The sequence below is a fragment of the Serratia sp. JSRIV004 genome, from assembly GCF_019968705.1.
In the GTDB taxonomy this organism is placed as follows: domain Bacteria; phylum Pseudomonadota; class Gammaproteobacteria; order Enterobacterales; family Enterobacteriaceae; genus Chania; species Chania fonticola_B.
Genome location: NZ_CP074140.1, coordinates 2,827,724 through 2,854,072, shown reverse-complemented (window position 1 = coordinate 2,854,072; position 26,349 = coordinate 2,827,724). Strand labels below are relative to the sequence as shown.

The following is a 26,349-nucleotide window of genomic DNA, read 5'->3' as shown; positions in this document are numbered from 1 at the left end:
GTTCCCTTTAATGATTAGCCTAACAAGCTGTGGATGCGCTGCAAACCGGCGACCAGCCGATCCACTTCCTCGCGGGTATTGTACAACGCCAGCGAGGCACGGCACATACTTGGTACCTGGTAGAACTCCATCAGCGGCATGGCGCAGTGGTGCCCAGTGCGGATCGCAATGCCGTATTGATCCAGGAAACTGCCCACGTCGTAGGCATGATGTTCACCCAGGTTAAAGGCAATCACGCCGGCACGCTGCGCAGGGCCATAAATCTTCAGCGTTGGCACCTGCTGCAGTCCATCCAATGCGTAGCGCATTAGAGATTGCTCGTGATCGTGGATATTTTCCAACCCCAGAGCCTCGACATAGTCGATGGCAGCCCCCAGCCCCATCATACCCGCCGTATTAGGTGAACCGGCCTCAAACCGCCATGGCGGCGCTGCAAAGGTAGTGCCTTGCGTCAGGCTGACACGTTGGATCATCGCGCCGCCGCCTTCCCATGGTGGCATCTGTTCCAGCAACGACTGCTTGCCATACAGAATGCCGATACCGCTAGGCCCGTACAGCTTGTGGCCAGAGAACACATAGAAATCGCAGTCAAGCGCCTGGACATCGATACGCTGATGCATCACCGCCTGAGCCCCGTCCACCAGCACCTTCAGCCCAGCTGCTTTGGCCAAGGGAACGATCTCACTCAGCGGGTTGACGGTTCCCAGCACGTTCGATACCTGGGTGATCGCCAACAGCTTGGTGGAGGCATCGATCAGACCCGGCAGTTGCGCCAGATCCAGGGTGCCGTCTGGCTGCAATGGCCAGATACGCAGCGTGATGCCTCGCTCTTGCGCCAGCATTTGCCACGGCACAATGTTGGCGTGGTGCTCCATCTCGGTGATGATGATGCTGTCGCCCGCCGTCAGCAAATGGCGGCCAAAGCTGTTAGCCACCAGATTGATGCCTTCGGTGGTGCCTTTGACGAACACGATTTCTTCCGCCGAGCCCGCATTGATAAAGCGCGCCACTTGCTCACGCACGCCCTCCATCTGCTGGGTAGCTTCGGCGCTCAACGTATGAATGCCGCGGTGAACCGCGGCATAACCGTGACGGTAGAAATCCAGTTCGCGGTCAATCACGCTCTGCGGTTTCTGCGCGCTGGCAGCACTGTCCAGATAAGCCAACGGTTGCCCATTGACCTCCCGAGCCAGCAGGGGAAAATCACTACGTACCCGTTCCAGGGGATAACTCATGCCGCCTCCTGGGGTAAACGATCGGCGATACGCGCCAGCACCAACTCCCGAATGACCGGGTCGGCAATGCCCTCCGTCAGTTCAGCGGCAAAGGCAAAGATGATCATCTGCTGCGCCGCGTGCTTATCAATACCGCGCGATTGCAGATAGAACAGCTGTTCTTCATCGATCCGGCCCACGGTGGCACCGTGGCTGCATTTGACATCATCGGCGTAGATTTCCAACTGCGGTTTGGTATCTACCTCCGCCACCTTGCCCAACAACAGATTGTGGTTGTTCATCTGGCCGTCGGTTTTGATCGCGTGCTGCGCGACCTTGATCATGCCGTTAAATACCGCCTTGGCCCGATCGCTGACCACCGTTTTGTGCAGTTGGCGGCTTTCACAGTAGCCTTTGTTATGTTCCAGATAGGTACGGGTATCGCATACCTCTTTACCTACCGGCAGCACCAGGCTGTTGATGACCAGATTGCTCCCCTCACCGTTTAACTGTGCACTGGTGTGGTGGCGTGTCAGCCCCGCTCCCAACAGGAAGCTGTCGCTTTTAACCCGCGCATCGCGGCCAACCAGCAGGTCGTTATGGGCAAAGTGATAACTGGCCTGGCTCTCAAACGCCAGTTTGCAATGATGCAGCTCGGCATTATCACCCACCGTCACGGTCAGGCGCGCACCGGTGAAGTGGGCCGCAGCGCTGACGCTGGCATAGTGTTCGATGACCGAAGCTCGTGCACCACTTGCAATCTCCAGGTGGTGCCGGTGATGCAGCGTATTCACTTCTCCGGGCTGCTCGCGACCAGTGCTGAGATGCAACAGATAGAGCGGTTTAGCCGGAGCTTTGCCTGCCGCCAGGCTAATCACACTGGTTTCCTGCGCCAGGCTTTCGGTCAAATGCAGAAAAATTTCTGGCTGGATCGGTTCTGGCAGCGTTATTGGCGCATCATAGGTCACCCTGTTCAACTGGTAGTCACCAAGATCCTCATCGCTCAATTGCGGACATAAGCGCCCATCGACAAACACCAAGCGATACGCATCAATCTTCAACGCTAACTGGTCACGCTGCTCCTCGCTAATCACGTGGTCTACAGGCTCCAGAAACTGCTGCTCCAACAAGCCTTCCAGCGGGGTATATTTCCAGTTTTCCTGCTTGCGAGTCGGCCAGCCTTGGCGCAAAACCTGCTGCCAATGGGCTAACGCATGCGCAGACTGCTCGCCGCCGCGGGCTTCGAACAGGCTGTACATCTGCTGTAGTGCCCGTGAATTACTGTTGGTCGGAAAGCCAGCCATAGCCCTGCTCCTCCAACTGTTTCACCAATGAGAAATCACCGGACTTCACGATGCGCCCCTGGGAAAGCACGTGAACGTAATCCGGTTTGATGTAATCAAGAATGCGCTGATAGTGGGTGACAATAATAAAGGCGCGCTTGCCGTCACGCAGCGAATTGACGCCGTTGGCGACGATCTTCAGGGCATCGATATCCAGCCCGGAATCCGTTTCATCCAGAATGCACAGCTCCGGCTCCAGCGCCGCCATTTGCAGGATGTCGTTGCGCTTCTTCTCACCGCCGGAAAAACCGACGTTGACCGAACGGGTCAACAAATCCGCTGGCATATTCAGCAACTCGATCTTCTGTTCGATAAAGTCGGCGAAGTCGAAGCGATCCAGCGCCTCTTGGCCACGGTAATTACGCACCGCATTCACCGAGGTCTGCAGGAAGAAATGGTTGCTGACGCCGGGGATCTCTACCGGATACTGGAACGCCAGGAATACGCCCTCACCGGCCCGATCCTCAGGAGCCAGCTCCAGCAGATCTTTGCCTTTAAACGTCACTTCCCCTGCGGTGACCTCATACTCTTCCCGGCCAGCCAGCGTGGCGGAAAGCGTGCTTTTGCCAGAGCCGTTGGGTCCCATAATGGCGTGCACTTCGCCCGGTTTGATGTCCAGGCTCAGCCCCTTGAGGATCTCATTACCTTCGGCGCTGACGTGCAAATTCTTGATACTTAACATGCTGTGTCCTCTGATCGCGCTGCTGCGCTATAAATACGGGTGCTTAACCGACGCTGTGTTCCAGGCTGATAGCCAGTAACTTCTGTGCCTCTACGGCAAACTCCAGCGGCAGCTCGGAGAACACGTCCTTGCAGAAACCATTGACGATCATCGAGATGGCATTATCTTCGCTGATGCCCCGTTGCAGGCAGTAGAACAGTTGGTCGTCACCGATTTTCGAGGTGGTAGCCTCATGCTCAAGCTGGGCGCTGTTGTTGCGAGTTTCCACATAGGGGAAGGTATGTGCCCCGCTGTTGGGCCCGATCAGCATTGAATCGCACTGGGTAAAGTTACGGGCGTTTTCCGCCCCAGGCAGGATTTTCACCAGCCCACGATAGGTATTTTGGCTGTGTCCGGCGGAGATCCCTTTGGCAATAATGGTCGACTTGGTGTTTTTACCAATGTGGATCATCTTGGTGCCGGTATCCGCCTGTTGGTAGCCGCTGGTCAGCGCCACCGAGAAAAACTCACCGATCGAGTTGTCGCCCTGCAAGATCACGCTTGGGTATTTCCAGGTGATTGCCGAGCCGGTTTCAGACTGTGTCCAGGACATTTTGGACCCTGAGCCTTCACACAGCGCCCGCTTGGTGACGAAGTTGAGAATACCGCCCTTGCTTTCGCCGCCGCCGGAGAACCAGTTTTGCACCGTGGAATACTTCACTTCGGCGTCTTTATGCAGGATCACTTCAACCACCGCCGCGTGCAGCTGATAGCTGTCGCGTACCGGCGCTGAGCAGCCTTCGATGTAGCTGACATAGCTGCCTTCATCGGCAATCAGGATGGTGCGTTCAAACTGGCCGGTTTTCGCGGCGTTAATACGGAAATAGGTGGAAAGCTCCATTGGGCAGCGTACGCCCTTCGGCACGTAGACAAAGGTGCCGTCAGAAGCCACTGCTGCGTTAAGTGCGGCAAAGAAGTTGTCGTTATGCGGCACCACTCGGCCCAGATATTTACGTACCAAGTCTGGATGGTCGTGAATGGCCTCACCGAACGAGCAGAAGATCACCCCACTCTCTGCCAGCTTTTCACGGTAGGTGGTCGCGACAGAAACCGAGTCGAAAATGGCATCTACCGCCACTTCACTACCTTCACGCACAGGTACACCCAACTGATTAAACGCCAGTTCAACCTCGCTGGTCAGGTAGCCGTTCTCCGAACTGGCACCAGGCTGCTGCTCCGCCCCAGGCTGAGAACCGCAGGAGTCATCACAGCTACCGCAGGACGGCGCTGAATAGTAGCTGTAATCCTGATAGTTAAGCTTGTCATAGTTGGCTTTCAGCCAGTGTGGTTCTTCCATTTGCAGCCAGGCACGGTAAGCCTCCAGGCGGAATTCCAGCATCCACTCGGGTTCGTTACGCTTGGCAGAGATGGCGCGTACCACCTCTTCGTTGATACCTTTGGCCAACTCATCGGTGGCCAGTTGGGTAAAGAATCCTTCCTTATAGCGACCTTCGCTGACCCAAGCCGGTACATCTTTCGCTGTTTCTACGTTGCTTCGTGTCATGTTGATTGCATCGCTTAAACGCCAAAGCTCTCACCGCACCCGCAGGCGTTCTGAGCTTTAGGGTTATTAAATTTGAACATCTGATTCAGCCCTTCCCGAACAAAATCTACCGTGGTGCCATCGATAAACGGCATCGCTTTGAGCGGCACGAACAGCTTGGCCCCGTCACGTTCGAACAACAGATCGTCGCTGGCCGGTTCGCGGGTCAAATCCAGTACGTAGGCAAAGCCCGCACAGCCGGATTGTTTGACGCCGAGTTGCAGCCCTTTCACCTGAGCATCCTGCTGCATGAGTCTGATTATCTGCTTCACCGCGCTGTCGCTCAGCGAAATGCCTTGCCAGACGTTGTCTGCCAAAGAAAAAGTACCAACATCTTCCGTATGCATATGGCCTACCTCACATTCGTGTTTACTACAGCCGATCTGGCTTACCGCCCATGTTAGTGATAATGATTATCACTTCAACTTTTTGTTTTGCGGGGGTATTTACCAAACGCCCGGATTTACGCTCGGCAACACGATAAATCGATGGCGTATCCAAGCAAAATAGATATGGGGATAATTTTTATCCCTCTGAATTCATAGCAATTCATCATATCTCGTACGGCTTATCCCGCTGTTCCGACAAGGTTATAGCGCCGGATAAGTCGTCTGTTTTAAACATTCATAGAAAATACCTATTTCTGCATTTTGTCTGTCTGAAAAATGCCTTTCCCTGCTTTAAGTCTAGTCGCTCGCGTGTTTTTAGCCCGTGGCGGTCAAAAGACCGACCACAGAAAAAAATCTGCGGGGAGCATTGATCATCGCCACAGCTACAAATATGATAATGATTATCATTAAGCTTTAATTGAGCGTGGACCTATGGCTATCTCGATGAATGCGTGGCTGCTGAGCAAAATTGATGAATACAAGTTCAACATCCGTGATGCCACGGTGGATTTCTATATGGCGGAAGCGGCGCTACAGCGGCCTGAATGCAACATCAATCATCTGAAGCGTTACAACGGTGTCAGCCTTGGCATGGCGAATTTATGCCTGGAAAATGGCGATGACGAGAGCTACCTGCATGCGCTGAGCAAACTGCATAACCGGCTGATTGTCGAGATCAACAACCCACAGCGTTGTCAGCTGTTCCGCGTGCAGTGCTATCATTTTGCCCGGCATACGCTAACGCTGATTTGCCAGAAATATTCGATGGAAGGCGGCTGGGACAAGGCTACCGCTTTTCAGAAGGATTTTGTGAAACGGGTGCCGTTCCAGCTGTAACGTTTACCCCGCAGGCGAAAACCTGCGGGGTTGGTGTTACTCTAATACTGCCGTGGTCAGCCGTGAGGTACAGCAGAGGCGATCGCGATCGTCGAAGATCTCAATCTGCCAGACCTGATTGCGGCGGCCGGCGTGCAATGCACGACAAACCCCGCGCACCTGCCCTTTAAATACCGCGCGCAGGTGGTTGGCGTTAATCTCTAACCCCACCACCTTTTGTTCCCCTTCGGTGCACAGATACCCCGCCATTGAGCCCATCGACTCGGCCAGCACCACCGAAGCCCCACCGTGTAACAGGCCAAACGGCTGGGTAGTGCGGTGATCGACGGGCATCACCGCCTCTAAATAGTCATCTTCCAAGCGGGTAAACTGAATGCCCACATGGGCCACCATGCATCCTTCACCGCTTTGGTTGAGTTGTTCCAGCGTTGTTTCACGTTTCCACAGCTTCACGCAATCATCTCCAGAAGTGCCTGTAATGGATGCCGCACGCCATTGCCTTCAATGCGTTTTACCTGGCTGCGGCAAGAATAACCGGTCGCCAGACAGCGTTGCCTTGGCAAACGCTGTAGCGCCTGATGCCATGATAGCTCATAAATCCCCAGGGAATTTTGCAGATTCTTGGCTTCGTGACCGTAAGTGCCCGCCATGCCACAGCAACCCACGCTGACGTTTTCCAACTTGGCGCCAAAACGGGCAAAGATGGCGGCCCACTGCTGGGTACTCGCCGGTAATGCGGTAGTTTCGGTACAGTGGCCAAACAGATACCAGGCTTCACCGGTCGCAGGCTGTTCTGCTCGTTCTGCCAGCAACTGTTGCAACCACTCATGAACCAGTTGCACCTGGAAATTACCCCGCTCGGCCCCGAGAATTTCTTGATACTCGTCGCGATAACACAGCACCAACGCCGGATCGACACCCACCATCGGCATCCCCAGTTTGGCTACCCGGTTAAGAAAGTCCGCTGTCTTGCGCGCCGTTTTGGCAAAGCGTGTCAGGAACCCTTTGATATGCTGTGCCTTGCCGTTCGGTGAGAATGGCAACAGCACCGGCTTGTAGCCCAGCTTTTCCACCAGCCGTACAAAGTCTGCCACAACCTGGGCATCGTAATAGCTGGTAAACGGATCCTGCACCACCAGCACATGCTGTTCGCGCTGGCTTTCGCTCAATGCTTCCAACTGTTCAAGCGTCATGCTGAACGCGCTATGGCCCGACAGTTGTTGGCGTAACGTTGGGCTCGATAGCAGCGGTAAATCCACCATACCGATGCTGCTGCGGCTCAGTTCGCGCACCCATGGCTGCTTGAAGAAGAAGTTGAACACCTTTGGCGCTTTGGCCATCAACGGGGTATAGCTCTCAACGCCAGCGACCACGTAGTCACGCATTGGGCGCAGATAACGGGTGTGATAAAGCTGCAGGAAGCGCGAACGGAAGCCCGGCACGTCGATCTTGATCGGGCACTGGGTCGAACAGGCTTTACAGGCCAGGCAGCCAGACATCGCTTCTTTGACTTCATGGGAGAAGTCATATTCGCCCTTGCCTGCATGCCAGCTATTACGGGTTTTCTCAACCAGCGTGCGGAAGCTGAGGCGCTGCTGCGGCAACTGCTTTTCCAGTGCGACGGGGTCCACGCCCTGCTCTGCCAATAAGCGTAACCATTCGCGAACCAGGGCCGCTCGGCCTTTCGGCGAGTGGATCCGATTCGCGGTGATCTTCATCGATGGGCACATCGGGCTGTGGACATCAAAGTTAAAGCACAGTCCGTTGCCGTTACACTCCATCGCGCCACGGAACGAAGTGCGGACATCGATGGGGATGCGGCGATCCAACGTGCCACGTTTCACCGCATCGACTTTCATCATAACGGCATCTACGCCCAGCGGCGGGCAGATTTTCCCCGGATTGAGGCGATTGAGCGGGTCAAACGCGGCCTTGATGCGGCGCAGTTCTTCATAGAGCTCCTCGCCGAAGAACGCCGGGCTATACTCCGCCCGGAAGCCCTTCCCGTGTTCTCCCCACAACAGGCCGCCATACTTGGCGGTTAACGCCACCACCTGGTCAGATATTTGCTTCATCAGCACTTCTTGCTGGGGATCGCACATATCTAAGGCCGGGCGCACATGCAGCACACCAGCATCAACGTGGCCGAACATACCGTAGCTCAGGTTATGGCTATCCAACAGTTGGCGGAACTCGGTGATATAGTCGGCCAGATGCTGCGGCGGCACGCAGGTATCTTCGGCAAACGGGATGGGTTTGGCCTGCCCTTTGGCGTTACCCAGCAACCCAACCGCTTTTTTGCGCATATTGTAGATACGCTCAATGCCGGTCAAATCGCCGCAAATCTGATAGCCGATCACCCCAGCCTGTTGCTCGGAGATCAGATCGTCCAGACGCTCGCACAACGCTTCCATCTGGCCGTCGATCAGTTCCTTATCGTCACCGGCAAACTCAACGATGTTCAACCCGAGCATCTCTTTATCGGGCACGTTGGTGATCAGTTCGCTGACCGAGTGCCAGACGATATCTTCGCGGGCCAGATTCAGCACTTTAGAGTCGATGGTTTCCACCGACAGCGCCTTGGCTTCCACCATAAAGGGCGCATTGCGCAGGGCCGAATCGAAAGAGTCATATTTGACGTTTACCAGCCGCCGCACCTTCGGCAGCGGTGTGATATCCAGCCGCGCTTCGGTGATAAAGGCCAAGGTTCCTTCGGCACCGGTAAGAATGCGGGTCAGATCGAAGGTTTGCAGATCGTCGCTCAGCACGTGGCGCAGATCGTAGCCGGTTAGGAAGCGGTTAAGCTTGGGGAATTTTTCCAGGATCAGTGCGCGTTGCTCGCGACAACGGTTCAGCACGGTGTGGTAGATCCGCCCCTCTGGCGTATCTTCCTGGGCAATCGTTTCCGCCAGCGGCGTTGGCATGGCGCGAGTGTCGATCATTTCGCCCCCCAGCAACACCGCCCGCAGCCCCAGCACGTGGTCTGAGGTTTTGCCGTACACAAGCGAGCCCTGGCCAGACGCGTCGGTATTGATCATGCCACCTAGGGTGGCGCGGTTGCTGGTAGAAAGCTCCGGCGAGAAGAAATAGCCGAACGGCCGCAGATACTGGTTAAGCTGGTCTTTAATCACTCCGGCCTCTACCCGCACCCAACCTTGCTCGACGTTGATGTCCAGAATGCGGTTCATGTAGCGCGACATATCAACCACAATGCCGGTGTTAAGTGCCTGCCCATTGGTGCCGGTGCCACCACCGCGCGGGCTGAAGGTGAGCGCCTTGAAGCGCTCCTCGTCGGCCAGCCGGGCGATAAGCGCCACATCGGCGGTTGAGCGAGGAAACACCACCGCATCGGGCAACAGCTGGTAAATGCTGTTATCCGTCGCCATCGTCAACCGATCGGCATAGCTAGTGGCGGTATCGCCGTTGAATCCGCTCTGTTTTAACGCGGCCAAAAAGTCCAGCACCCGTTGAACGAGGCCGGATGCCTGAGAAATTTGTGGGATCATTCGCTTGTTTGACTCTGTCTGCTCTTCATTGCTTAACCGGGCCCGGAACTGACCCTCCCCTGTCTTTTATTATCACGATAACCGCAAGGGCCGTTACCCGCCCCTGCATCATCGCTATCTACCTCATAATGGCGGGTGTTTTGCCGCTTGTACATCCTGAATTTGGCATTATTTGGCGGGGAAAATGATAGCGCAACCGATGGCTGCGCTTTCGGCAGAAGAAAATCTGGCGGTTATTCCACTGCGCTTAATAGTGAAAGGCGGTACCGCTGATGACGTTCCACGGCAAAATGTGCTGCTGACTGTGAAAGTTGCCAAAAATGCTCCATGATAAAAGGGTACCAAGGAATTAACTCACTAGGATGAAAACGCATTCATGACACAACCGCAACGCCGCTACGATTTACCGACGATAATTTTTGGTGTGCTGTTTATCGCCATTATGATCGTCGCCAGTTTTTGGGTCATTCAACCCTTTATTCTGGGATTTGCCTGGGCATCGATGGTGGTGATCGCCACCTGGCCGGTATTGATTAAACTACAGAGCCTACTTTGGGGCCGCCGGTCGCTAGCCGTGCTGGTGATGACCATCCTGCTGCTCTTACTGTTTGTGCTGCCTATTGCCCTATTGATCAGCAGCGTGGTGGACAACAGCGCGCCAATCGTAGCCTGGGTGAACTCGCCGGGCCAGCTCCACGTTCCACAGTTGGAGTGGCTGCGTTCCATTCCAGTGATCGGGCACAAAGTCTATAACAGCTATCATCTGTTGGTGAACACCGGTGGTAACGCTCTGGTGGCCAAAATTCAACCTTACTTTGGCCAGACCGCCACCTGGTTTGTCACCCAGGCAGCACATATTGGCCGTTTCCTGATCCACTGTTCGCTAATGTTACTGTTCAGCGCCTTGCTGTACGCCCGCGGTGAGCAGGTTGGCATGGCGATCCGCCATTTTGCCGTACGCCTTGCTTCCACTAGGGGCGACGCGGCCGTGTTACTGGCCGGGCAAGCGATCCGTGCAGTCGCATTAGGCGTGGTGGTGACCGCATTGGTGCAGTCGATCCTGGGCGGTATTGGGCTGGCCGTTTCCGGCATTCCGGCGGCCACCTTGCTGACCGTAGTGATGTTCGTCTTTTGCCTCGCTCAACTGGGGCCATTGCTGGTCTTGGTCCCGGCCATTATCTGGCTTTACTGGACCGGTGATACCACCTGGGGCACCGTGCTATTGGTGTGGAGCTGTGTGGTCGGAACTCTGGATAACTTCCTGCGCCCGGCGCTAATCCGCATGGGTGCCGACCTGCCGTTGATTCTGATCCTGTCAGGCGTTATCGGTGGCCTGCTGGCCTTCGGGATGATTGGTCTGTTTATCGGCCCAGTCGTGTTGGCGGTCTCTTATCGGTTGGTTAGCGCCTGGGTGAACGAAGCTCCAGAGCCCACCGCCGATCTGGAAGAAGTCGCTAAAGATTTAGAACAGTTGTGATCCCTACATCGCCTGCTCATTCATTGGGCAGGCGATAAATCCAAATATTCCCATTCCCCACCGCATCGTTCCCGATAATTATTCTGCTGACTCACCTGGTGCAAAATAGATACCAATCAAATACCTGTTCTTGCAATGCGCCAATACAATCCAGGCTGTTTTATTGGGACGATTCTTAATGACGCGCGCCAGATAACTGCCTAGTATGAAACTCTATCTTGCTGAAAAGCATTGCTTTCCATGCATTGTTTGCCAGTCAAGTCATCTAACAGAGTTACTCCGAATCACTGAATTGCTGTGTGTAGTCTTTGCCCGTCTTTTGATGGGCTTTTTTTTGTGCAAAATAACCCGCCAATATAAAAAAACCGCCAGGTTTAACCGGCGGTTTTATGTTTTCAATAGACGTTGTTATTCAGGTTTACTTTCTTTGTGACAAATTAACCCAGGTCTGCACCACGGTATCCGGGTTAAGCGACAGGCTATCAATCCCCTGATCCATCAGCCACTCGGCAAAGTCCGCATGGTCTGACGGGCCTTGTCCACAGATGCCGACATATTTGCCATGACGCTTGGCCGCCTGGATCGCCATGGAAAGCAGCGCCTTGACCGCCTCATTGCGCTCGTCAAACAGCTCAGAGACCACTCCGGAATCGCGATCCAGCCCCAGCGTAAGCTGCGTCATATCGTTGGAACCGATAGAGAAGCCATCAAAGTGCTCAAGGAACTGATCGGCCAGCAAGGCGTTGGAAGGGATCTCACACATCATGATCACTTTCAGCCCGTTCTCGCCGCGCTTCAACCCTTGACGCCCCAGCTCTGCCACCACGGCTTCCGCCTGAGCCACGGTACGCACAAACGGCACCATTACCTCAACGTTGGTCAGGCCCATCTCATTGCGTACTCGCTTCATCGCGGCACATTCCATGGCGAAGCAGTCGCGGAAGCTGTCAGCCACGTAACGACCCGCGCCACGGAAACCTAACATCGGGTTTTCTTCGTGCGGCTCATATTTCTCGCCGCCGACCAGGTTGGCGTATTCGTTAGATTTAAAATCGGAAAGGCGCACGATCACGCGCTTCGGCCAGAATGCCGCGCCCAACGTGGCGATCCCTTCGGTCAAACGACCGACATAGAACTCGACCGGATCGTCATAGCCCAACATCAGCGTCTTGATTTCTGCCTGCAGCTCTGGAGTTTGCTGGTCGAACTCCAACAGGGCACGCGGGTGTACGCCGATCATGCGGTTGATAATAAACTCCAACCGGGCCAGCCCTACGCCTTCATTTGGCAAGCGAGCGAAGTCGAACGCACGGTCAGGGTTTCCGACGTTCATCATAATCTTCAACGGAAGTTCCGGCAGTTCAGTGACTTCCGAGCTTTGTACGCTGAACTCCAGCATGTCGCTGTAGACAAAGCCGGTGTCGCCTTCGGCGCAGGAGACGGTGACTTTCTGCCCTTCTTTCAGCAGGTCCGTTGCGTGGCCACAGCCTACAACGGCAGGGATCCCCAGTTCACGTGCAATGATCGCTGCATGGCAGGTACGTCCACCACGGTTGGTTACGATCGCTGCCGCCTTCTTCATGATCGGTTCCCAATCCGGGTCAGTCATGTCGGTGACCAATACGTCGCCCGGCTCGATACGATCCATTTCGCTGATATTGTGGATGACCTTCACCGGGCCTGCCCCAATGCGATGGCCAATGGCTCGCCCTTCCACCAGCACGGTGCTGTTACCGTTCAGTTGGTAGCGTTCCATCACCTGCTCATTGGAGCGCACGGTTTCTGGCCGCGCCTGGACTATCAGCAGCTTGCCGGTGTGGCCGTCTTTGGCCCACTCGATATCCATCGGGCGGCCATAGTGTTTTTCGATCAACAACGCCTGATGTGCCAGTGCCTGGACTTCATCATCGGTCAAAGAGAAACGATTGCGTTGCTCTTCTGGCACATCTTCGATACGGACCTGTTTGCCGTGATCCTGTGAAGGTGCGTACACCATGCGGATTTTTTTCGAGCCAAGGTTGCGGCGCACAATGGCCGGTTTGCCCTTCAGCAGCGTCGGTTTATGGACATAAAACTCATCCGGGTTGACCGCCCCTTGCACCACCATTTCCCCCAGGCCGAACGCCGAGGTAATAAATACCACCTGATCAAAGCCGGACTCGGTATCAATGGTAAACATGACCCCAGAGGAAGCCAGGTCGGAGCGCACCATGCGCTGCACACCGGCGGAAAGCGCCACGCCACGGTGATCGTAACCCTGATGCACACGGTAAGAGATGGCCCGGTCGTTAAACAGAGAGGCGAAGACGTGTTTGATCGCCACCATCACCGCATCAATGCCCTGCACGTTGAGGAAGGTTTCCTGCTGGCCAGCAAACGAGGCGTCTGGCATATCTTCGGCCGTGGCGGAAGAACGCACGGCAAAGGAGGCTTCGCTTTCGCCCTCGGACAGTTGTTGGTACGCCAGGGTAATTTCACGTTCAAATTCCGCGTGGAAAGGCGTATCGATCACCCATTGGCGAATTTGCGCACCGGCCTTGGACAGTTGAGCAATATCGTCCACGTCAGTCTGATCCAGCAGCTGATAAATGCGCTGGTTAACCCCACTTTGCTCAAGAAAATCGTTAAATGCCTGGGCGGTGGTGGCGAAACCGTTGGGTACGGCCACGCCCAAATCGGAGAGATTGGTGATCATTTCACCGAGGGAGGCATTTTTGCCACCGACACGGTCAACGTCGTGCATGCCAAGCTGGTTGTACCAAAGCACATTACGCAAGTCTGGGCCATTGTTAGACATCGAGACAATCCTTATTGCTATCAGTAGGGTATTGACGGATTTTTGACGGGTACCGCAAAAACGGCACCCACCCACACTAGCACAATGATCCATAGACAATAGACAGGTGAATCGATCAAGCCAATGAAGAAAATAGCAATTAAGAGAATTCCAGCGAGCACAATTTTATTAGGGATCGTTCCCTAACTGGCTAAAAGCTTACAATTCAACAAATTATGTATTATTTAAACTTTTGCTTAAATACCCGTAATTTTAGTGATTGATTTGACGAAAATAGCACCAATTTGCGTCGGAGCAGGTAGTTAAAATAGCACCATTCATTTTATTAAAAATGAAATATAGTTTTATTAAATATATTCAATTGCCGCGAATGATCCCCAGCGTCACAAAATTTCTGTCCTCCTCTTTACCGTATGTGGGTATGCAGACCATGATGTTGCTATCAGTCGTTTCAGGCATTAAGGAGTTATGGGTGGAAAGAAGCGTTTTTTATATCTCGGATGGCACGGCCATTACCGCCGAAGTATTGGGGCATGCGGTGCTGTCACAGTTTCCCGTCAAGGCCACCACTTTCACTCTGCCCTTTGTGGAAACCGAAGCACGTGCGCGGGGCGTATGCCAGCAGATCAATGATATTTACCAACAAACCGGTGTGCGCCCACTGGTGTTCTATTCGATTATCTCGCCGGAGGTTCGCCAGGTGATCACCCAAAGTGAAGGATTCTGCCAGGATATCGTGCAAGCCCTGGTTGGCCCGCTACAGGGAGAATTAGCGGTGGATCCAACGCCGGTCCCTAATCGCACCCACGGGCTGACGGAAAACAATCTGGGCAAGTATGACGCCCGGATCGCGGCCATTGAATACACCCTGGCCCATGATGACGGCATATCGCTGCGCAATCTCGATCAGGCGCAGGTGATCCTGCTCGGCGTATCCCGCTGCGGTAAAACCCCTACCAGCCTGTATCTGGCGATGCAATTTGGTATCCGCGCGGCCAACTATCCGTTTACGGCCGATGATATGGACAATTTGCAGCTACCTGCCGCGCTAAAGCCGTTTCAACATAAATTATTTGGGTTGACCATTAACCCAGAGCGGTTAACGGCGATCCGCGAAGAACGCCGCGAAAACAGCCGCTACTCTTCCCCGCGCCAATGCAGGATGGAAGTTGCCGAAGTGGAAGCACTGTTTCGCAAAAACCAGATCCGCTACCTCAATACCACCAACTATTCGGTGGAGGAAATCTCCACCAAGATCCTCGATATCCTCGGTATGAGCCGGCGAATGTTCTGATAGTAGGGGCTGGCCGGATAGTCGTCCATCCCCCCTCTTTTGTGCTTTTTTACCGGTTTTAATCAGCCGATCACAATCTCTACGGTTGAAATCAGCCGTTTTTGCGTTATTGTGATCGCCATCACTTCCCGGTATTCCTGCCGTCGCGAAGAACAGTTTTAGAGACAATCATGCACAAAACAGATGAACTGCGGACCGCGCGCATCGACAGCTTGGTCACGCCTCAGGCGTTGGCAGAAAAGTTGCCGATCTCAGCATCGGTAGCCGATAACGTGACAGCGTCACGTAAACGTATTGAAAAAATCCTCACTGGCGAAGACAAGCGCCTGTTGGTGGTGATTGGCCCCTGCTCCATTCACGATCTGGATGCGGCAATGGACTATGCCACCCGTCTTAACGTACTGCGCGAGCGCTATCAGGATCGCCTGGAAATCGTGATGCGCACCTATTTTGAAAAACCGCGCACCGTAGTGGGCTGGAAAGGCTTGATTTCCGATCCCGATCTGGACGGCAGCTATCAGGTCAACCGTGGTATTGAGATGGCGCGCAAGCTGCTATTGTCAGTAAACCAGCTTGGCCTGCCAACGGCGACCGAGTTTCTGGATATGGTGATCGGCCAGTATATTGCCGACCTGATCAGCTGGGGCGCGATTGGCGCTCGCACCACCGAAAGCCAGATCCACCGTGAAATGGCCTCTGCGCTCTCTTGCCCGGTCGGTTTCAAAAATGGCACCGACGGCAATACCCGCATCGCCATTGATGCCATCCGTGCCGCGCGCGCCGGTCATATGTTCCTGTCGCCAGACAAAACCGGCCAGATGACCATTTACCAGACCAGCGGTAATCCTTATGGCCATATCATCATGCGCGGCGGCAAGACGCCAAACTATCACGCGACCGATGTGGTAGCCGCCTGTGATAGCCTGCGCGAGTTCGATTTACCTGAACAGCTGGTGATCGACTTCAGCCACGGCAACTGCCAGAAATTGCATCGCCGCCAGTTGGAAGTGGCGGAAAACGTCTGCCAACAGATCCGCGCAGGCTCAGTGGCCGTCGCTGGCGTGATGGCTGAAAGCTTCCTGGTGGAAGGCACGCAAAAAATCGTGGCTGGCCAATCGCTAACCTACGGCCAATCCATTACCGACCCTTGCCTGAGCTGGTCGGACAGCGAGCAGTTGCTGGCTATGCTGGCCGATGCGGTGGATACCCGTTTCTGATTATTTTAGCCAGCATGCTTTTGGCCTGCTGGCTCTCATTTATCCGTTCACGCAGTATCACTTTCGTGATGGGATTGAAAACTCAATAATTCATCCACTCAATCATAAAAACCAAAAAAGGGATGAAAGAAAGCGTTACGTACAACATACCTATGTTATCTATTTCTTTTAGACGTTTCTTTCCTTTAACCCACCGTATTACACAAGCCAATAGCATGAGAATAATGCAAAAATTTGCAGTGAAAATCTTATAGCCACTAGATACCCCTGCAAACAAAAGCATCAAAGAGGCAAGTGCCATTGTATTCCTCTTAACGTCTGGAAATACTCCCACCCCCACAAAGAAGTGGCAACACACTGATAATATTAGAAAAATAACAATTAACACATTCATATCATCTCCCTATGTAACAATTAGCTCATACTTTCCCTATTTACGTAGATACCACAAAAAAATAATATTACACATTCAAAAACCCAAGCGTCAATGCCTGTAAAATAAAAGCTGAACACCTATGATTACTCACTCAATTAAACATTTTAAATATAAAATGGCATTTGCATATGATGCTGGCTTTAATTTAATCATTGTTTTCCTACGAGTAAGTGGGGATCTTAAACACTGCATTACCGGATCTTCATCACCTAAATCAGGTTATTGATGCCATATTCTACGAAGTATTCTTACGTCATTCCGCTATACTTGCCAAACATCTGAACTAAACCGATCTGGAGCCCTCTTCCGTGAACCATTCACTGCTGTCCATTCCCTGTATCACCCTGCAAGGGGAACATAAAACGCTGGCCGACTTCCCGGCGCGAGCCTACCTGGTGGTCAATACCGCCAGCAAGTGTGGCTTTACCCCGCAGTATGCGGGCTTGGAAAAGCTGTGGCAGTATTATCGCTCACGCGGGTTGATGGTGCTGGGCTTCCCCTGCAATCAGTTTGGCGGACAAGAGCCGGGCAATCCGCTGGAGATTGCCAACTTCTGCACCCTCAACTATGGCGTCAGCTTTCCGCTGTTCAGCAAGATCGACGTCAATGGCGCGCAGGCGCATCCCCTGTTCAGCGAGTTAAAGCGCCGCGCCCCCGGTCTGTTAGGCAGCCAACGTATCAAGTGGAACTTCACCAAATTCCTGCTCACCGCCGATGGCGAGCGCATCACACGCTTTGCCCCCATCACCAAACCTGAGCGCCTGTTCAGCCGTATCGAAACTTTGTTGAAATAGCCGTTTTATCAGCAAATTGATCGCAATCAATCTAGCCCCGGTAAGCATGACGACAAAAAGGTTCCATCGGTAAGAAAATTTCCCTTGATGTAACCTTTCGTTCACATGATAATGATTATCAATTTGATATTAATTACCATTTACCGGTTGAATTTATGGACAATCTCAATAATTGCCAACAGTCCAACAACGCTTTGGTGACTCCTGACGGCAGTGCTCCTGCCGCTTTACCGCCCTGCTTCGACAGTGCCGAGCTGCTGGGCACCGATGGGCTGGCGGTGATCATCCATCAAGGGCAACGCTATCAACTTCGCCAAACCAAAGCGGGAAAATTGATCTTAACCAAATAACGTCTTAGTTCCTTTTAACGCCAGCCACCCCGATCTTGCGATCCAGGCAGCCAGCAAATCTATTGATATGTTTAAAACATACGGAGAGTTGCCACATGCCTGCCATTTTTGCCTCCCGGCTGCGTTTATCCGCATTAAGCCTGGCCATTGCCTGCGCTTTGCCTACGGTGGTTTTTGCCCAGACCGACACCAGTGTTTCCGCTGCCACCAAGGCACAAGAAAAAAACAAAGATGAGACCATGACCGTGGTCGCCACCGGTAATCAGCGCAGCAGTTTTGAAGCGCCGATGATGGTGACGGTGATCGACGGCAACAGCCCTCAGAGCCAAACCGCCACCACCGCCGGCGATATGCTGCGTCATGTGCCTGGGGTTACCGTAACCGGTACTGGCCGGAGCAATGGGCAAGACATTATGATGCGGGGTTACGATCGCCGTGGCGTATTGATCCTGGTTGATGGTATTCGTCAGGGAACCGATACCGGCCATATCAATGGCACCTTCCTGGATCCTGGCTTGGTAAAACGGATTGAAGTAGTGCGTGGCCCATCGGCACTGTTGTACGGCAGTGGCGCATTAGGTGGGGTTATCTCCTATGAAACGGTGGATGCCGCCGATCTGCTGTTGCCCGGCCATAACACCGGCTACCGCGTGTTCGGCACAGCGGCTACCGGCGATCATAGCCTGGGCATGGGCGCCAGCGCTTACGGTAAAACTGACGATCTCGATGGTCTGATCTCTTTCGGCACCCGCGATATCGGTGATATTCGCCAGGGCGATGGCTTTAATGCACCGAACGACGAGACCATCAGCAACGTTCTGGCCAAAGGCACCTGGGCCATCGATGACAACCAGTCCCTGAGCGGTAATCTGCGTTATTACAACAACCGGGCGCAAGAACCTAAGAACCCGCAAACGCCTGATGTTTCCAGCAGCAATGTGTTAACTGACCGTTCTACAATTCAGCGTGACGCACAGCTCGGCTATAAGCTCAAGCCCACAGGCCAGGATTGGCTGGATGCCGATGCCAAGCTCTATTACTCCGAAGTAGAGATCAATGCGCATACCGACGGCAGCACGGATGAAGCTCGCAAACAAACTACCAAAGGTGGCAAGCTGGAAAACCGTACCCGCCTGTTTGCTGACAGCTTCGCTTCGCACCTGTTTACCTATGGTAGCGAAGCCTACCGACAGGAACAGACGCCGGGGGGGGCAACAGAGAGCTTCCCGCAGGCCAAAATCAACTTCGCTTCCGGCTGGTTGCAGGATGAGATCACTCTGCGTGACCTGCCCGTCTCTTTCCTGGCCGGGACGCGTTATGACAACTACAAAGGCTCTAGCGACGGTTATGACGACGTCAATGCCAACAAGTGGTCATCCCGTGGTGCGATGAGCGTTACCCCTACCGATTGGCTGATGATGTTCGCCTCCTATGCTCAGGCGTTCCGCGCACCAACCATGGGCGAGATGTACAACGACTCCAAGCACTTCTCGATCCCGATGGGCCCGACCACCATCACCAACTATTGGGTGCCTAACCCGAATCTGAAGCCGGAAACCAACGCCACGCAGGAATACGGCTTCGGCTTGCGCTTTGACGATCTGTTAATGGCCGATGACAGCCTGCAATTCAAGGCCAGCTACTTCGATACCAAAGCCAGAGATTATATTACTACCGGTGTCACCATGGAGTTAGGCCGTGGCCCACGCGGTATGTACTGCATCAGCTGTACCACCTTCTCAACCAACATCGATCGCGCCAAGATTTGGGGATGGGATGCCTCGCTGAACTATAAAACCCGGTGGTTCGGTTTGGATCTGGCCTACAACCGCACACGTGGTAAAGATGAAGCGACGGGTGACTGGCTCTCCAGTATCAACCCGGATACGGTCACCAGCGTGTTGGATATTCCTATTGCCGAGACCGGTTTATCCACCGGCTGGGTTGGAACCTTTGCCCAGAGTGCCCACCACGTGGCTACCGGCTACACCAAGCAAGCCGGTTATGGCGTGAACGATTTCTACCTAAGCTATAAAGGCCGCGAAGACCTGCAGGGCGTCACCACTACCGTGGTACTGGGGAACGCCTTCGATAAAGAATATTACTCACCACAGGGCATTCCGCAGGATGGTCGTAACGCCAAACTGCTGGTCAGCTATCAGTGGTAACCCTTTGAACCACAGCGGGCAGACCGTTTTTGCCCGCTCCTCACCCACTAACACAGGAATCAAATTAATGAGCGAGACCCTATACCAACGTTATGAGCAGGCGAAAATTGATCACCCAGGTAAATATGCCCGCGATCTGGCCGAGCTGTTGGGTATCAGCGAAGGCGAACTGACCCACGCCCGCGTCGGCCACGATGCTCGTCGCCTGCAGGCCGATGCCCGTACGCTGCTGACCGAACTGGAACAGGTTGGCGTCACCAAATCCATCACGCGTAACAGCTATGCGGTACACGAGCAGGTTGGACGTTATCAGAATCAGCACCTCAATGGCCATGCCGGGCTGATCCTCAATCCGCGCGAGCTGGATCTGCGCCTGTTCCTCAACCACTGGGCCAGCGTTTTTGCCCTGAGTGAAACCAACAAGCGTGGCGTGCGCCACAGCATTCAGTTCTTTGATCATCAAGGCGACGCGCTGCATAAGGTCTACACCACAGACGAAACCGATCTCGCCGCCTGGTTCGCCCTGGTCGAGCGCCATCAAAGTGCGGAAAACCCGACACTGGAGCTGCAACCGGCCGAAATTAAAGAGAGCAACAGCGCGCCAGATGCCGCCAAAATCGATGCCGACTGGCGAGCCATGACCGACGTCCACCAGTTCTTCCAACTGCTGAGCCGCAATAATCTTACCCGCCAACAGGCCTTCCGCGCCGTGGGTAACGATCTGGCCTATCGTGTGGACAACAGCGCGCTGACGGCGCTCCTGGAAGCCGCCAAGTCTGCGCAGAACGAAATCATGATCTTCGTCGGCAACCGGGGCTGTGTGCAAATCTTTACCGGCCAGATTGAGCGCCTGATGCCGCAGGACGGCTGGGTCAACATCTTCAATCGCCACTTTACCCTGCACCTGATTGAAGGGGCGATCGCCGAAAGCTGGATCACCCGCAAACCAACCAAAGATGGCGTGGTCACCAGCCTGGAGCTGTTTGCTGCCGATGGCACCCAGATCGCGCAACTTTACGGGCAGCGTACCGAAGGCCAACCGGAGCAGCTCCAGTGGCGTGAGCAGGTTGCTGCACTTGAACCGAAGGAAGTCGCCGCATGATAGCTTCATTGCCCCGTCGCCTGGCGCTGTGCATCGCCCTGGCGTTTCCATTAGCCGCCGTGGCGGCCGAGAGGATTGTTTCGATAGGCGGTGACGTGACCGAAATTGCCTTCGCGCTGGGCGCGGGCGATGAAGTTGTGGCACGAGACAGTACCAGTTTGCACCCTGCTGCGGTGCAGAAATTGCCCGACATAGGCTATATGCGCCAGCTGAATGCCGAAGGTATTCTGGCGCTGAAACCCACCCTGATCCTGACTACCGAGTTGGCAGAGCCAGCGTTGGTGCTCAAGCAATTGGAAGACAGTGGCGTAAAGGTGGTGCGTATCCCTGGGGATACCACCGTGCAGGCGGTGCCCGAAAAAATCAGCGTGATAGCCGATGCCATCAATCGCAGTAGCCAAGGCAAGCAGTTGGCCGAACGCTATCAGCAACAGTTGGCAGCGATAGCCAATACGCCGCTACCGGTGAAAGTGCTGTTCGTGATGAGTCACGGAGGTATCACCCCCATGGCCGCGGGCCAGCAAACCGCGGCAGATGCCATTATCAGAGCCGCTGGGTTGAAAAACGCGATGCAAGGTTTCAGCCGATACCGCCCGCTCTCGCAAGAGGGCGTGATTGCCAGCGAACCAGACTTGCTGTTGGTGACTACCGATGGCGTTCGCTCCATCGGTGGCCAGGAAAACCTGTGGCTGTTGCCCGGCATGGCTCTGACACCGGCGGGGAAAAATCGCCGCGTGCTGATCGTTGATGATATGGCACTGCTCGGTTTTGGTCTGGAAACGCCGCAGGCGCTGGGCCTGTTGCGTAAAGCGGCGGAGCAAAAGTAATGCGTTGCCGAACCTCACCCCGCCTGGCGATCGTCAGCCTGCTGATCCTGCTGACGATCCTGGCGCTTGGGGCCGCTAACCTTGGGGCGTTGACACTGTCATTTCGCACCCTGTGGCAAGCTCCTTTCAGCGATGCCTCCTGGCATATCTGGCTGAATATTCGCCTGCCACGCGTGCTATTGGCCGTAGTGATCGGCTGCGCGTTGGCGGTTTCCGGGGCGGTGATGCAGGGATTGTTCCGCAACCCCTTGGCCGATCCCAGCCTGTTGGGGATCAGCAGCGGCGGCGCACTGTTCGTCGCCCTGGTGATCGTCATGCCGCTGGCTCTGCCCCCGCTCATCGCTCTGTATAGCCATATGCTGGCGGCGTTTCTTGGCAGCCTGCTGGTTTCAATACTGATTTACGGCATCAGCCGCAGCGGACACGGCAGCCTGTCGCGGCTGTTGCTGGCCGGTATCGCCATCAATGCGCTGTGCATGGCAGCGATTGGCGTGCTGTCGTACCTCAGTAGCGACCAGCAATTACGTCAGTTTTCGCTGTGGATGATGGGCAGCCTTAGCCAGTCACAGTGGCCCACCCTGGTGGTATCCGCTTCGCTGATCCTGCCTGCCGCATTGCTGACGCTGTTACAGGCTCGTCGTTTGAATCTGCTACAGCTGGGCGATGAAGAGGCACATTACCTTGGGGTCAATGTGCAACGCGCCAAGCTGCAGTTGCTATTGCTCAGCGCCCTGCTGATTGGGGCCGCCGTAGCGATGAGTGGCGTGATCGGCTTTATTGGCCTGGTGGTCCCCCACCTGGTGCGCATGCGGCTTGGGGGCGATCACCGTTGGTTGTTACCAGCCTCTGCCCTCGGCGGTGCCTGCCTGCTGCTGGTGAGCGATACGCTGGCACGTACGCTGGTCGCTCCGGCAGAAATGCCAGTAGGCCTGATGACCAGCCTGATCGGTGGTCCCTATTTTCTGTGGCTGGTGATGCGCCAGCGGGAGCGCACGGGTGGATGATTCATCAACGCTGACGGCACGGCAATTGCGTTACAACCTGGGGGAGCGCCGGTTGATCACCGATGTTTCCCTCAGCATCGCCAGCGGTGAGATGGTGGCGATTATCGGCCCCAACGGCGCGGGGAAGTCGACCCTGCTTCGCTTACTTACCGGTTATCTGGCCGCAGACTGTGGCGAGTGCCGCCTGCAAGGTAAACCGCTTGAGCAGTGGCAACCGCAGCAGTTGGCCAAGGTCCGGGCGGTAATGCGTCAACACAGCGAGCTGGCCTTTCCGTTTACCGTAGAAGAAGTGGTGGCCATGGGACGCTCCCCGCATAGCGGGCGCGATGCCAAACGGGCGATCCAACAGGTGATGGAGCAGACCGATTGCACCAGCCTGGCCCACCGTGATTACCGCCAGCTTTCCGGCGGGGAACAGCAGCGGGTGCAACTGGCCAGAGTATTGGTGCAGTTGTGGCAGCCACAACCCGCACCATCCTGGTTATTCCTTGACGAACCCACCTCGGCGCTCGATCTGTATCATCAACAACATACCTTACGCCTGCTCCGCTCCCTGACGCGTCAGCAGCCGTTGGCGGTCTGTTGCGTATTGCACGATCTTAATCTGGCCGCGCTGTACGCCGATCGCATTCTGCTGTTGCATCAGGGCCGCCTGGTCGCTTCCGGTACCCCGCAGCAGGTATTACAGACGGATATCCTGACGCGTTGGTATCAGGCAGATCTCGGTGTCGCCGCCCACCCAGAGACCGCACTGCCGCAGGTGTTTTTACGTCAGTAACGGTAAGCCATGGAGGGCTTGCTGCATTTAGCTCGAACAGGAAATTTCCAGATGCTTGCCCCAATCCGGTGGCAAGGCCGCCAGATCGTCATACTGGGCATCATCGGCAAAAGGTTGCAGCAACGCCTGGTGCAAACGTGCCAGCTTAGTGACATCGTCCTGCTCTGCCGCTTCGATGGCCTGCTGCGCCAGATAATTACGCAAAATCAGTTTAGGATTCGCCAGCTTCATCGCTTGCTGGCGCACGGCATCACTCACCTGTTCAAGCTGTAAGCGCTGGCGATATTGTTGATACCAGCCGTCAAACGCCTCTCGATCGATAAATTCATCGCGCATTGGCGTTTGCGACTGTTGCTGCTCAACATCGCTCAACAGACGGAAGGTGCGAGTGTAGTCACGCCCTTCTTGTGCCATCAGACTCAATAAGCCGGTCAGCAGATCGTTATCCTGTTTTGACTGGGTGAAGAAGCCTAGTTTGGCACGCATTTGCTCGCCATAAGCCTGCATCAGCGCCGGTTCATAGGCGGCTAGCGCCTGCTGTAACTGCTCGGCACTCAGCAAACCGGACAGCGTTTGCGCCAATCGATGCAGATTCCATAGCCCCACGGCTGGCTGGTTATCGAACGCATAACGGCCCTGATGATCGGAGTGATTGCAGATATAGTCTGGCTGGTAGTCATCAAGGAACCCATAAGGCCCATAATCCATCGTCAGGCAGAGGATCGACATATTGTCGGTATTCATCACCCCGTGGGCAAACCCCACGCACTGCCAGTGAGCAATCATACGTGCGGTACGTTCCACCACATCGGTAAACCACAGCAGATAGCGATCTTGTTCATCAACCCATTGCGACCAATGGCGCGCAATAACGAAGTCCGCCAGTTGCCTGACCTGTTCCGACTGTTTGCGGTAATAGAAATGTTCGAAATGACCAAAGCGGACATGGCTTTCCGCCACTCGCAGCAGCATTGCCCCGCGCTCCGGTTGTTCACGGAACACCGGATGCTCGCTGGTGACAATTGTCAGGGCCCGCGTCGTCGGGATCCCCAAATGGTATAGCGCCTCGGAGGCCAGGAATTCACGGATCACCGAGCGCAGCACCGCCCGCCCATCGCCCATGCGGGAATACGGCGTTAACCCAGCGCCTTTCAGATGCCAGTCCATACTGCGGCCGTCCGCGAGCCGCTGTTCACCCAGCAGGATCCCCCGGCCATCTCCCAACTGCCCCGCCCAGGAACCAAACTGATGGCCGCTGTAAACCTGCGCCAAAGGCTGCATGCCGGGTAACAGGGTTTCACCTGCCCAGATTGGCGTTTTCTCTGGAGTAAACCAGCTAGCGTCCAACCCCAGTTCCTCAGCCAGCGGCTGGCTGTAATACAGCAAACGGGCCGCTTTGAGCGGCGTCGGCTGCAGTGCGGTATAAAAACCAGGCAGCTGTTGGTAATAAGCGTTTTCAAATTGCGGCATAGGCCCTCCGTAACGCTTAGTGTAGAGCCTGGAGGAGCGGATTAACACGGAGGATTTACAAGGGAATCGCCCCTGGCCGGAAAGCAGCAGGGGCGTGGTAGACTAAAAAGCGGTGGTGAGCCCTGTTAGCTTGGTTATTTAGCGCCGGCGACGTGAGTCTTTTAATGACCTACTACGCGCATGGCTAAAGTGCTTTATCAATGATAAAGCGACAATAATTATCAGTACTGGGATCACGGTAAAAATCATCCAGTCCACTATTTACCCCGGTGTGTAAGCAAAAATCAGTTATTATTATCGAACTCTTCAGCAATCCTGCGTAGAGACCGCAGATTATCCACACTGATGGCAGGCCATAAAAATCCCTGTAGCCCTAAAACACCGGTGTTGGTCAGTTTATTGAAATACTCATGTTTCTCAATGCCGCAAACAATAACTCCCTTACAAAGTTGATTGATATTCTTAAGCAGTGAATCGATAACCAGGTCATATCCCTGTTGGGTAACCAATTGCCAATAAAAACGTTTGTCGATCTTCACAACATCAAATAAACCATCGTACAACGCGGTCAACGTCGCTTTGCCCGAACCGAAGCCATCGAGCCACAGCGAAAAGTAAGCACTTAACAAGCGGATTTTCCCGTTGTCTTTCCCCGCGGAAAGGTTGGGGAAACTCTCGTTGATTTCAAAGGCAATAAACGGCAACTGCTGAACGCGTTGACGACGCTCTTCGCTGCCAAGCAGCCAATCGACAACCGTTTCTTCGATATTAATGGTCAACAGCACCTTGTTGGCAACAAACCACGAGGCCTGCTTTTCGGCCAGCATTAACTGGTCGTTGAATAACTCAATCCTTTGTTCCGGGGTTAATAACCGCAGGCCGATCTCCGTAGGCATCGCCAGGTTATCGCCCGAGCCAGTAAAACGGGTGAGAAGTTCCACCGCCAGTAATCTTCCCGTCATGGCGTAAATCGGCAGGAAGACATACTGACTAATAAAATCAACGTCAGATTGAATATTCATTTTAATGCCAGAGGCTTAATGGCGTGCAAAACATCCTATAACAATAAGTTATACCGATCA

Annotated in this window: 23 protein-coding genes; 12 read left to right on the top strand and 11 right to left on the bottom strand. The window is 54.5% G+C overall.

Annotated elements, in window-relative coordinates:
- Positions 1-14: 14 nt before the first annotated feature.
- Genes sufS through sufA form a run of 5 tightly spaced genes read right to left on the bottom strand, consistent with a single transcriptional unit; the run spans position 15 to position 5,168 of the window.
- Positions 15-1,235, bottom strand: coding sequence for a cysteine desulfurase SufS (sufS, locus tag KGP21_RS13680; RefSeq protein ID WP_209554400.1), 1,221 nt, complete (start codon positions 1,233-1,235; stop codon positions 15-17).
- The gene (sufD, locus tag KGP21_RS13675; protein WP_179247406.1) at positions 1,232-2,518 is read right to left on the bottom strand and encodes a Fe-S cluster assembly protein SufD; all 1,287 of its coding nucleotides are present in this window, start codon (positions 2,516-2,518) and stop codon (positions 1,232-1,234) included. The genes sufS and sufD overlap by 4 nt, the downstream gene beginning before the upstream one ends.
- Positions 2,493-3,239 carry a Fe-S cluster assembly ATPase SufC gene (gene sufC, locus KGP21_RS13670; protein ID WP_021804565.1) on the bottom strand — a complete coding sequence of 249 codons (747 nt, stop codon included), beginning with the start codon at positions 3,237-3,239 and terminating at the stop codon, positions 2,493-2,495. The genes sufD and sufC overlap by 26 nt, the downstream gene beginning before the upstream one ends.
- A gap of 43 nt (positions 3,240-3,282) precedes the next feature.
- Positions 3,283-4,782, bottom strand: coding sequence for a Fe-S cluster assembly protein SufB (sufB, locus tag KGP21_RS13665; RefSeq protein WP_037374809.1), 1,500 nt, complete (start codon positions 4,780-4,782; stop codon positions 3,283-3,285).
- 14 nt (positions 4,783-4,796) lie between these two features.
- Positions 4,797-5,168 carry a Fe-S cluster assembly scaffold SufA gene (sufA, locus tag KGP21_RS13660; RefSeq protein ID WP_021178114.1) on the bottom strand — a complete coding sequence of 124 codons (372 nt, stop codon included), beginning with the start codon at positions 5,166-5,168 and terminating at the stop codon, positions 4,797-4,799.
- A 474-nt stretch (positions 5,169-5,642) separates the two neighbouring features.
- On the opposite strand from sufA, the gene KGP21_RS13655 reads away from it, so the two are divergent.
- On the top strand, positions 5,643-6,047 hold the full coding sequence (locus tag KGP21_RS13655; protein WP_024486172.1) for a hypothetical protein: 405 nt from the start codon (positions 5,643-5,645) through the stop codon (positions 6,045-6,047).
- Between the two features lie 36 nt (positions 6,048-6,083).
- Here the strand turns inward: KGP21_RS13655 and menI are convergent, their stop codons facing one another.
- Positions 6,084-6,500, bottom strand: coding sequence for a 1,4-dihydroxy-2-naphthoyl-CoA hydrolase (gene menI / locus KGP21_RS13650; protein ID WP_021178115.1), 417 nt, complete (start codon positions 6,498-6,500; stop codon positions 6,084-6,086).
- Positions 6,497-9,553 (bottom strand): FAD-binding and (Fe-S)-binding domain-containing protein, encoded by a 3,057-nt coding sequence (locus KGP21_RS13645; RefSeq protein WP_021804567.1) that lies wholly within the window; start codon positions 9,551-9,553, stop codon positions 6,497-6,499. Before KGP21_RS13645 ends, menI begins: the two co-directional genes overlap by 4 nt.
- A 184-nt stretch (positions 9,554-9,737) precedes the next feature.
- Here KGP21_RS13645 and KGP21_RS13640 point away from each other — a divergent pair, with 184 nt between their 5' ends.
- Both KGP21_RS13640 and ydiK read left to right on the top strand, forming a co-directional pair.
- Positions 9,738-9,884 (top strand): hypothetical protein, encoded by a 147-nt coding sequence (locus KGP21_RS13640; RefSeq protein ID WP_155621742.1) that lies wholly within the window; start codon positions 9,738-9,740, stop codon positions 9,882-9,884.
- A 45-nt stretch (positions 9,885-9,929) separates the two neighbouring features.
- Positions 9,930-11,030 (top strand): AI-2E family transporter YdiK, encoded by a 1,101-nt coding sequence (gene ydiK, locus KGP21_RS13635; RefSeq protein WP_021804569.1) that lies wholly within the window; start codon positions 9,930-9,932, stop codon positions 11,028-11,030.
- Between the two features lie 418 nt (positions 11,031-11,448).
- On the opposite strand, the gene ppsA is transcribed toward ydiK, so the two are convergent.
- Positions 11,449-13,827 (bottom strand): phosphoenolpyruvate synthase, encoded by a 2,379-nt coding sequence (gene ppsA / locus KGP21_RS13630; protein WP_021804570.1) that lies wholly within the window; start codon positions 13,825-13,827, stop codon positions 11,449-11,451.
- Positions 13,828-14,299: 472 nt separating this feature from the next.
- On the opposite strand from ppsA, the gene KGP21_RS13625 reads away from it, so the two are divergent.
- Together KGP21_RS13625 and KGP21_RS13620 are read left to right on the top strand one after the other, a co-directional pair.
- Positions 14,300-15,121: a pyruvate, water dikinase regulatory protein gene (locus KGP21_RS13625; RefSeq protein WP_021804571.1), complete on the top strand. Its 822-nt coding sequence runs from the start codon at positions 14,300-14,302 to the stop codon at positions 15,119-15,121.
- Positions 15,122-15,291: 170 nt separating this feature from the next.
- Positions 15,292-16,338, top strand: coding sequence for a 3-deoxy-7-phosphoheptulonate synthase (locus KGP21_RS13620; RefSeq protein WP_021178121.1), 1,047 nt, complete (start codon positions 15,292-15,294; stop codon positions 16,336-16,338).
- 82 nt (positions 16,339-16,420) lie between these two features.
- Here KGP21_RS13620 and KGP21_RS13615 read toward each other — a convergent pair whose 3' ends face one another.
- Positions 16,421-16,732: a hypothetical protein gene (locus KGP21_RS13615; protein ID WP_223538444.1), complete on the bottom strand. Its 312-nt coding sequence runs from the start codon at positions 16,730-16,732 to the stop codon at positions 16,421-16,423.
- Between the two features lie 350 nt (positions 16,733-17,082).
- Between KGP21_RS13615 and KGP21_RS13610 the strand changes: the two genes are divergently transcribed.
- The 7 genes from KGP21_RS13610 to KGP21_RS13580 all read left to right on the top strand — a co-directional run bounded on the left by KGP21_RS13610 (position 17,083) and on the right by KGP21_RS13580 (position 23,797).
- Entirely contained in the window at positions 17,083-17,568 is a 486-nt protein-coding gene (locus tag KGP21_RS13610) for a glutathione peroxidase (RefSeq protein WP_021804573.1), read from the top strand.
- A 155-nt stretch (positions 17,569-17,723) separates the two neighbouring features.
- A complete protein-coding gene (hemP, locus tag KGP21_RS13605) occupies positions 17,724-17,918 on the top strand; it encodes a hemin uptake protein HemP (RefSeq protein WP_021804574.1) in 195 nt (64 codons plus the stop codon).
- Positions 17,919-18,013: 95 nt separating this feature from the next.
- Complete coding sequence (locus tag KGP21_RS13600) at positions 18,014-20,086, top strand: TonB-dependent hemoglobin/transferrin/lactoferrin family receptor (RefSeq protein WP_223538443.1); 2,073 nt, start codon at positions 18,014-18,016, stop codon at positions 20,084-20,086.
- Between the two features lie 67 nt (positions 20,087-20,153).
- Positions 20,154-21,188 carry a hemin-degrading factor gene (locus KGP21_RS13595; protein WP_179247400.1) on the top strand — a complete coding sequence of 345 codons (1,035 nt, stop codon included), beginning with the start codon at positions 20,154-20,156 and terminating at the stop codon, positions 21,186-21,188.
- Positions 21,185-22,015: a hemin ABC transporter substrate-binding protein gene (locus tag KGP21_RS13590; RefSeq protein ID WP_209554407.1), complete on the top strand. Its 831-nt coding sequence runs from the start codon at positions 21,185-21,187 to the stop codon at positions 22,013-22,015. The genes KGP21_RS13595 and KGP21_RS13590 overlap by 4 nt, the downstream gene beginning before the upstream one ends.
- Positions 22,015-23,019: an iron ABC transporter permease gene (locus KGP21_RS13585; RefSeq protein WP_021804578.1), complete on the top strand. Its 1,005-nt coding sequence runs from the start codon at positions 22,015-22,017 to the stop codon at positions 23,017-23,019. The genes KGP21_RS13590 and KGP21_RS13585 overlap by 1 nt, the downstream gene beginning before the upstream one ends.
- The gene (locus KGP21_RS13580) at positions 23,012-23,797 is read left to right on the top strand and encodes a heme ABC transporter ATP-binding protein (RefSeq protein ID WP_021804579.1); all 786 of its coding nucleotides are present in this window, start codon (positions 23,012-23,014) and stop codon (positions 23,795-23,797) included. The genes KGP21_RS13585 and KGP21_RS13580 overlap by 8 nt, the downstream gene beginning before the upstream one ends.
- A gap of 27 nt (positions 23,798-23,824) precedes the next feature.
- On the opposite strand, the gene KGP21_RS13575 is transcribed toward KGP21_RS13580, so the two are convergent.
- Positions 23,825-25,267, bottom strand: coding sequence for a protein adenylyltransferase SelO (locus KGP21_RS13575; RefSeq protein WP_223538442.1), 1,443 nt, complete (start codon positions 25,265-25,267; stop codon positions 23,825-23,827).
- A gap of 284 nt (positions 25,268-25,551) precedes the next feature.
- A complete protein-coding gene (locus tag KGP21_RS13570; RefSeq protein WP_021804581.1) occupies positions 25,552-26,289 on the bottom strand; it encodes an EAL domain-containing protein in 738 nt (245 codons plus the stop codon).
- Positions 26,290-26,349: the final 60 nt, after the last annotated feature.

What these genes read in the sequence shown, in the direction of transcription:
- sufS (WP_209554400.1), bottom strand. Translation starts at nt 1,235, where the DNA reads ATGAGTTATCCCCTGGAACGGGTACGTAGTGATTTTCCCCTGCTGGCT.
- sufD (WP_179247406.1), bottom strand. Translation starts at nt 2,518, where the DNA reads ATGGCTGGCTTTCCGACCAACAGTAATTCACGGGCACTACAGCAGATG.
- sufC (WP_021804565.1), bottom strand. Translation starts at nt 3,239, where the DNA reads ATGTTAAGTATCAAGAATTTGCACGTCAGCGCCGAAGGTAATGAGATC.
- sufB (WP_037374809.1), bottom strand. Translation starts at nt 4,782, where the DNA reads ATGACACGAAGCAACGTAGAAACAGCGAAAGATGTACCGGCTTGGGTC.
- sufA (WP_021178114.1), bottom strand. Translation starts at nt 5,168, where the DNA reads ATGCATACGGAAGATGTTGGTACTTTTTCTTTGGCAGACAACGTCTGG.
- KGP21_RS13655 (WP_024486172.1), top strand. Translation starts at nt 5,643, where the DNA reads ATGGCTATCTCGATGAATGCGTGGCTGCTGAGCAAAATTGATGAATAC.
- KGP21_RS13645 (WP_021804567.1), bottom strand. Translation starts at nt 9,553, where the DNA reads ATGATCCCACAAATTTCTCAGGCATCCGGCCTCGTTCAACGGGTGCTG.
- KGP21_RS13640 (WP_155621742.1), top strand. Translation starts at nt 9,738, where the DNA reads ATGATAGCGCAACCGATGGCTGCGCTTTCGGCAGAAGAAAATCTGGCG.
- ydiK (WP_021804569.1), top strand. Translation starts at nt 9,930, where the DNA reads ATGACACAACCGCAACGCCGCTACGATTTACCGACGATAATTTTTGGT.
- ppsA (WP_021804570.1), bottom strand. Translation starts at nt 13,827, where the DNA reads ATGTCTAACAATGGCCCAGACTTGCGTAATGTGCTTTGGTACAACCAG.
- KGP21_RS13620 (WP_021178121.1), top strand. Translation starts at nt 15,292, where the DNA reads ATGCACAAAACAGATGAACTGCGGACCGCGCGCATCGACAGCTTGGTC.
- KGP21_RS13615 (WP_223538444.1), bottom strand. Translation starts at nt 16,732, where the DNA reads ATGAATGTGTTAATTGTTATTTTTCTAATATTATCAGTGTGTTGCCAC.
- hemP (WP_021804574.1), top strand. Translation starts at nt 17,724, where the DNA reads ATGGACAATCTCAATAATTGCCAACAGTCCAACAACGCTTTGGTGACT.
- KGP21_RS13600 (WP_223538443.1), top strand. Translation starts at nt 18,014, where the DNA reads ATGCCTGCCATTTTTGCCTCCCGGCTGCGTTTATCCGCATTAAGCCTG.
- KGP21_RS13595 (WP_179247400.1), top strand. Translation starts at nt 20,154, where the DNA reads ATGAGCGAGACCCTATACCAACGTTATGAGCAGGCGAAAATTGATCAC.
- KGP21_RS13590 (WP_209554407.1), top strand. Translation starts at nt 21,185, where the DNA reads ATGATAGCTTCATTGCCCCGTCGCCTGGCGCTGTGCATCGCCCTGGCG.
- KGP21_RS13585 (WP_021804578.1), top strand. Translation starts at nt 22,015, where the DNA reads ATGCGTTGCCGAACCTCACCCCGCCTGGCGATCGTCAGCCTGCTGATC.
- KGP21_RS13575 (WP_223538442.1), bottom strand. Translation starts at nt 25,267, where the DNA reads ATGCCGCAATTTGAAAACGCTTATTACCAACAGCTGCCTGGTTTTTAT.
- KGP21_RS13570 (WP_021804581.1), bottom strand. Translation starts at nt 26,289, where the DNA reads ATGAATATTCAATCTGACGTTGATTTTATTAGTCAGTATGTCTTCCTG.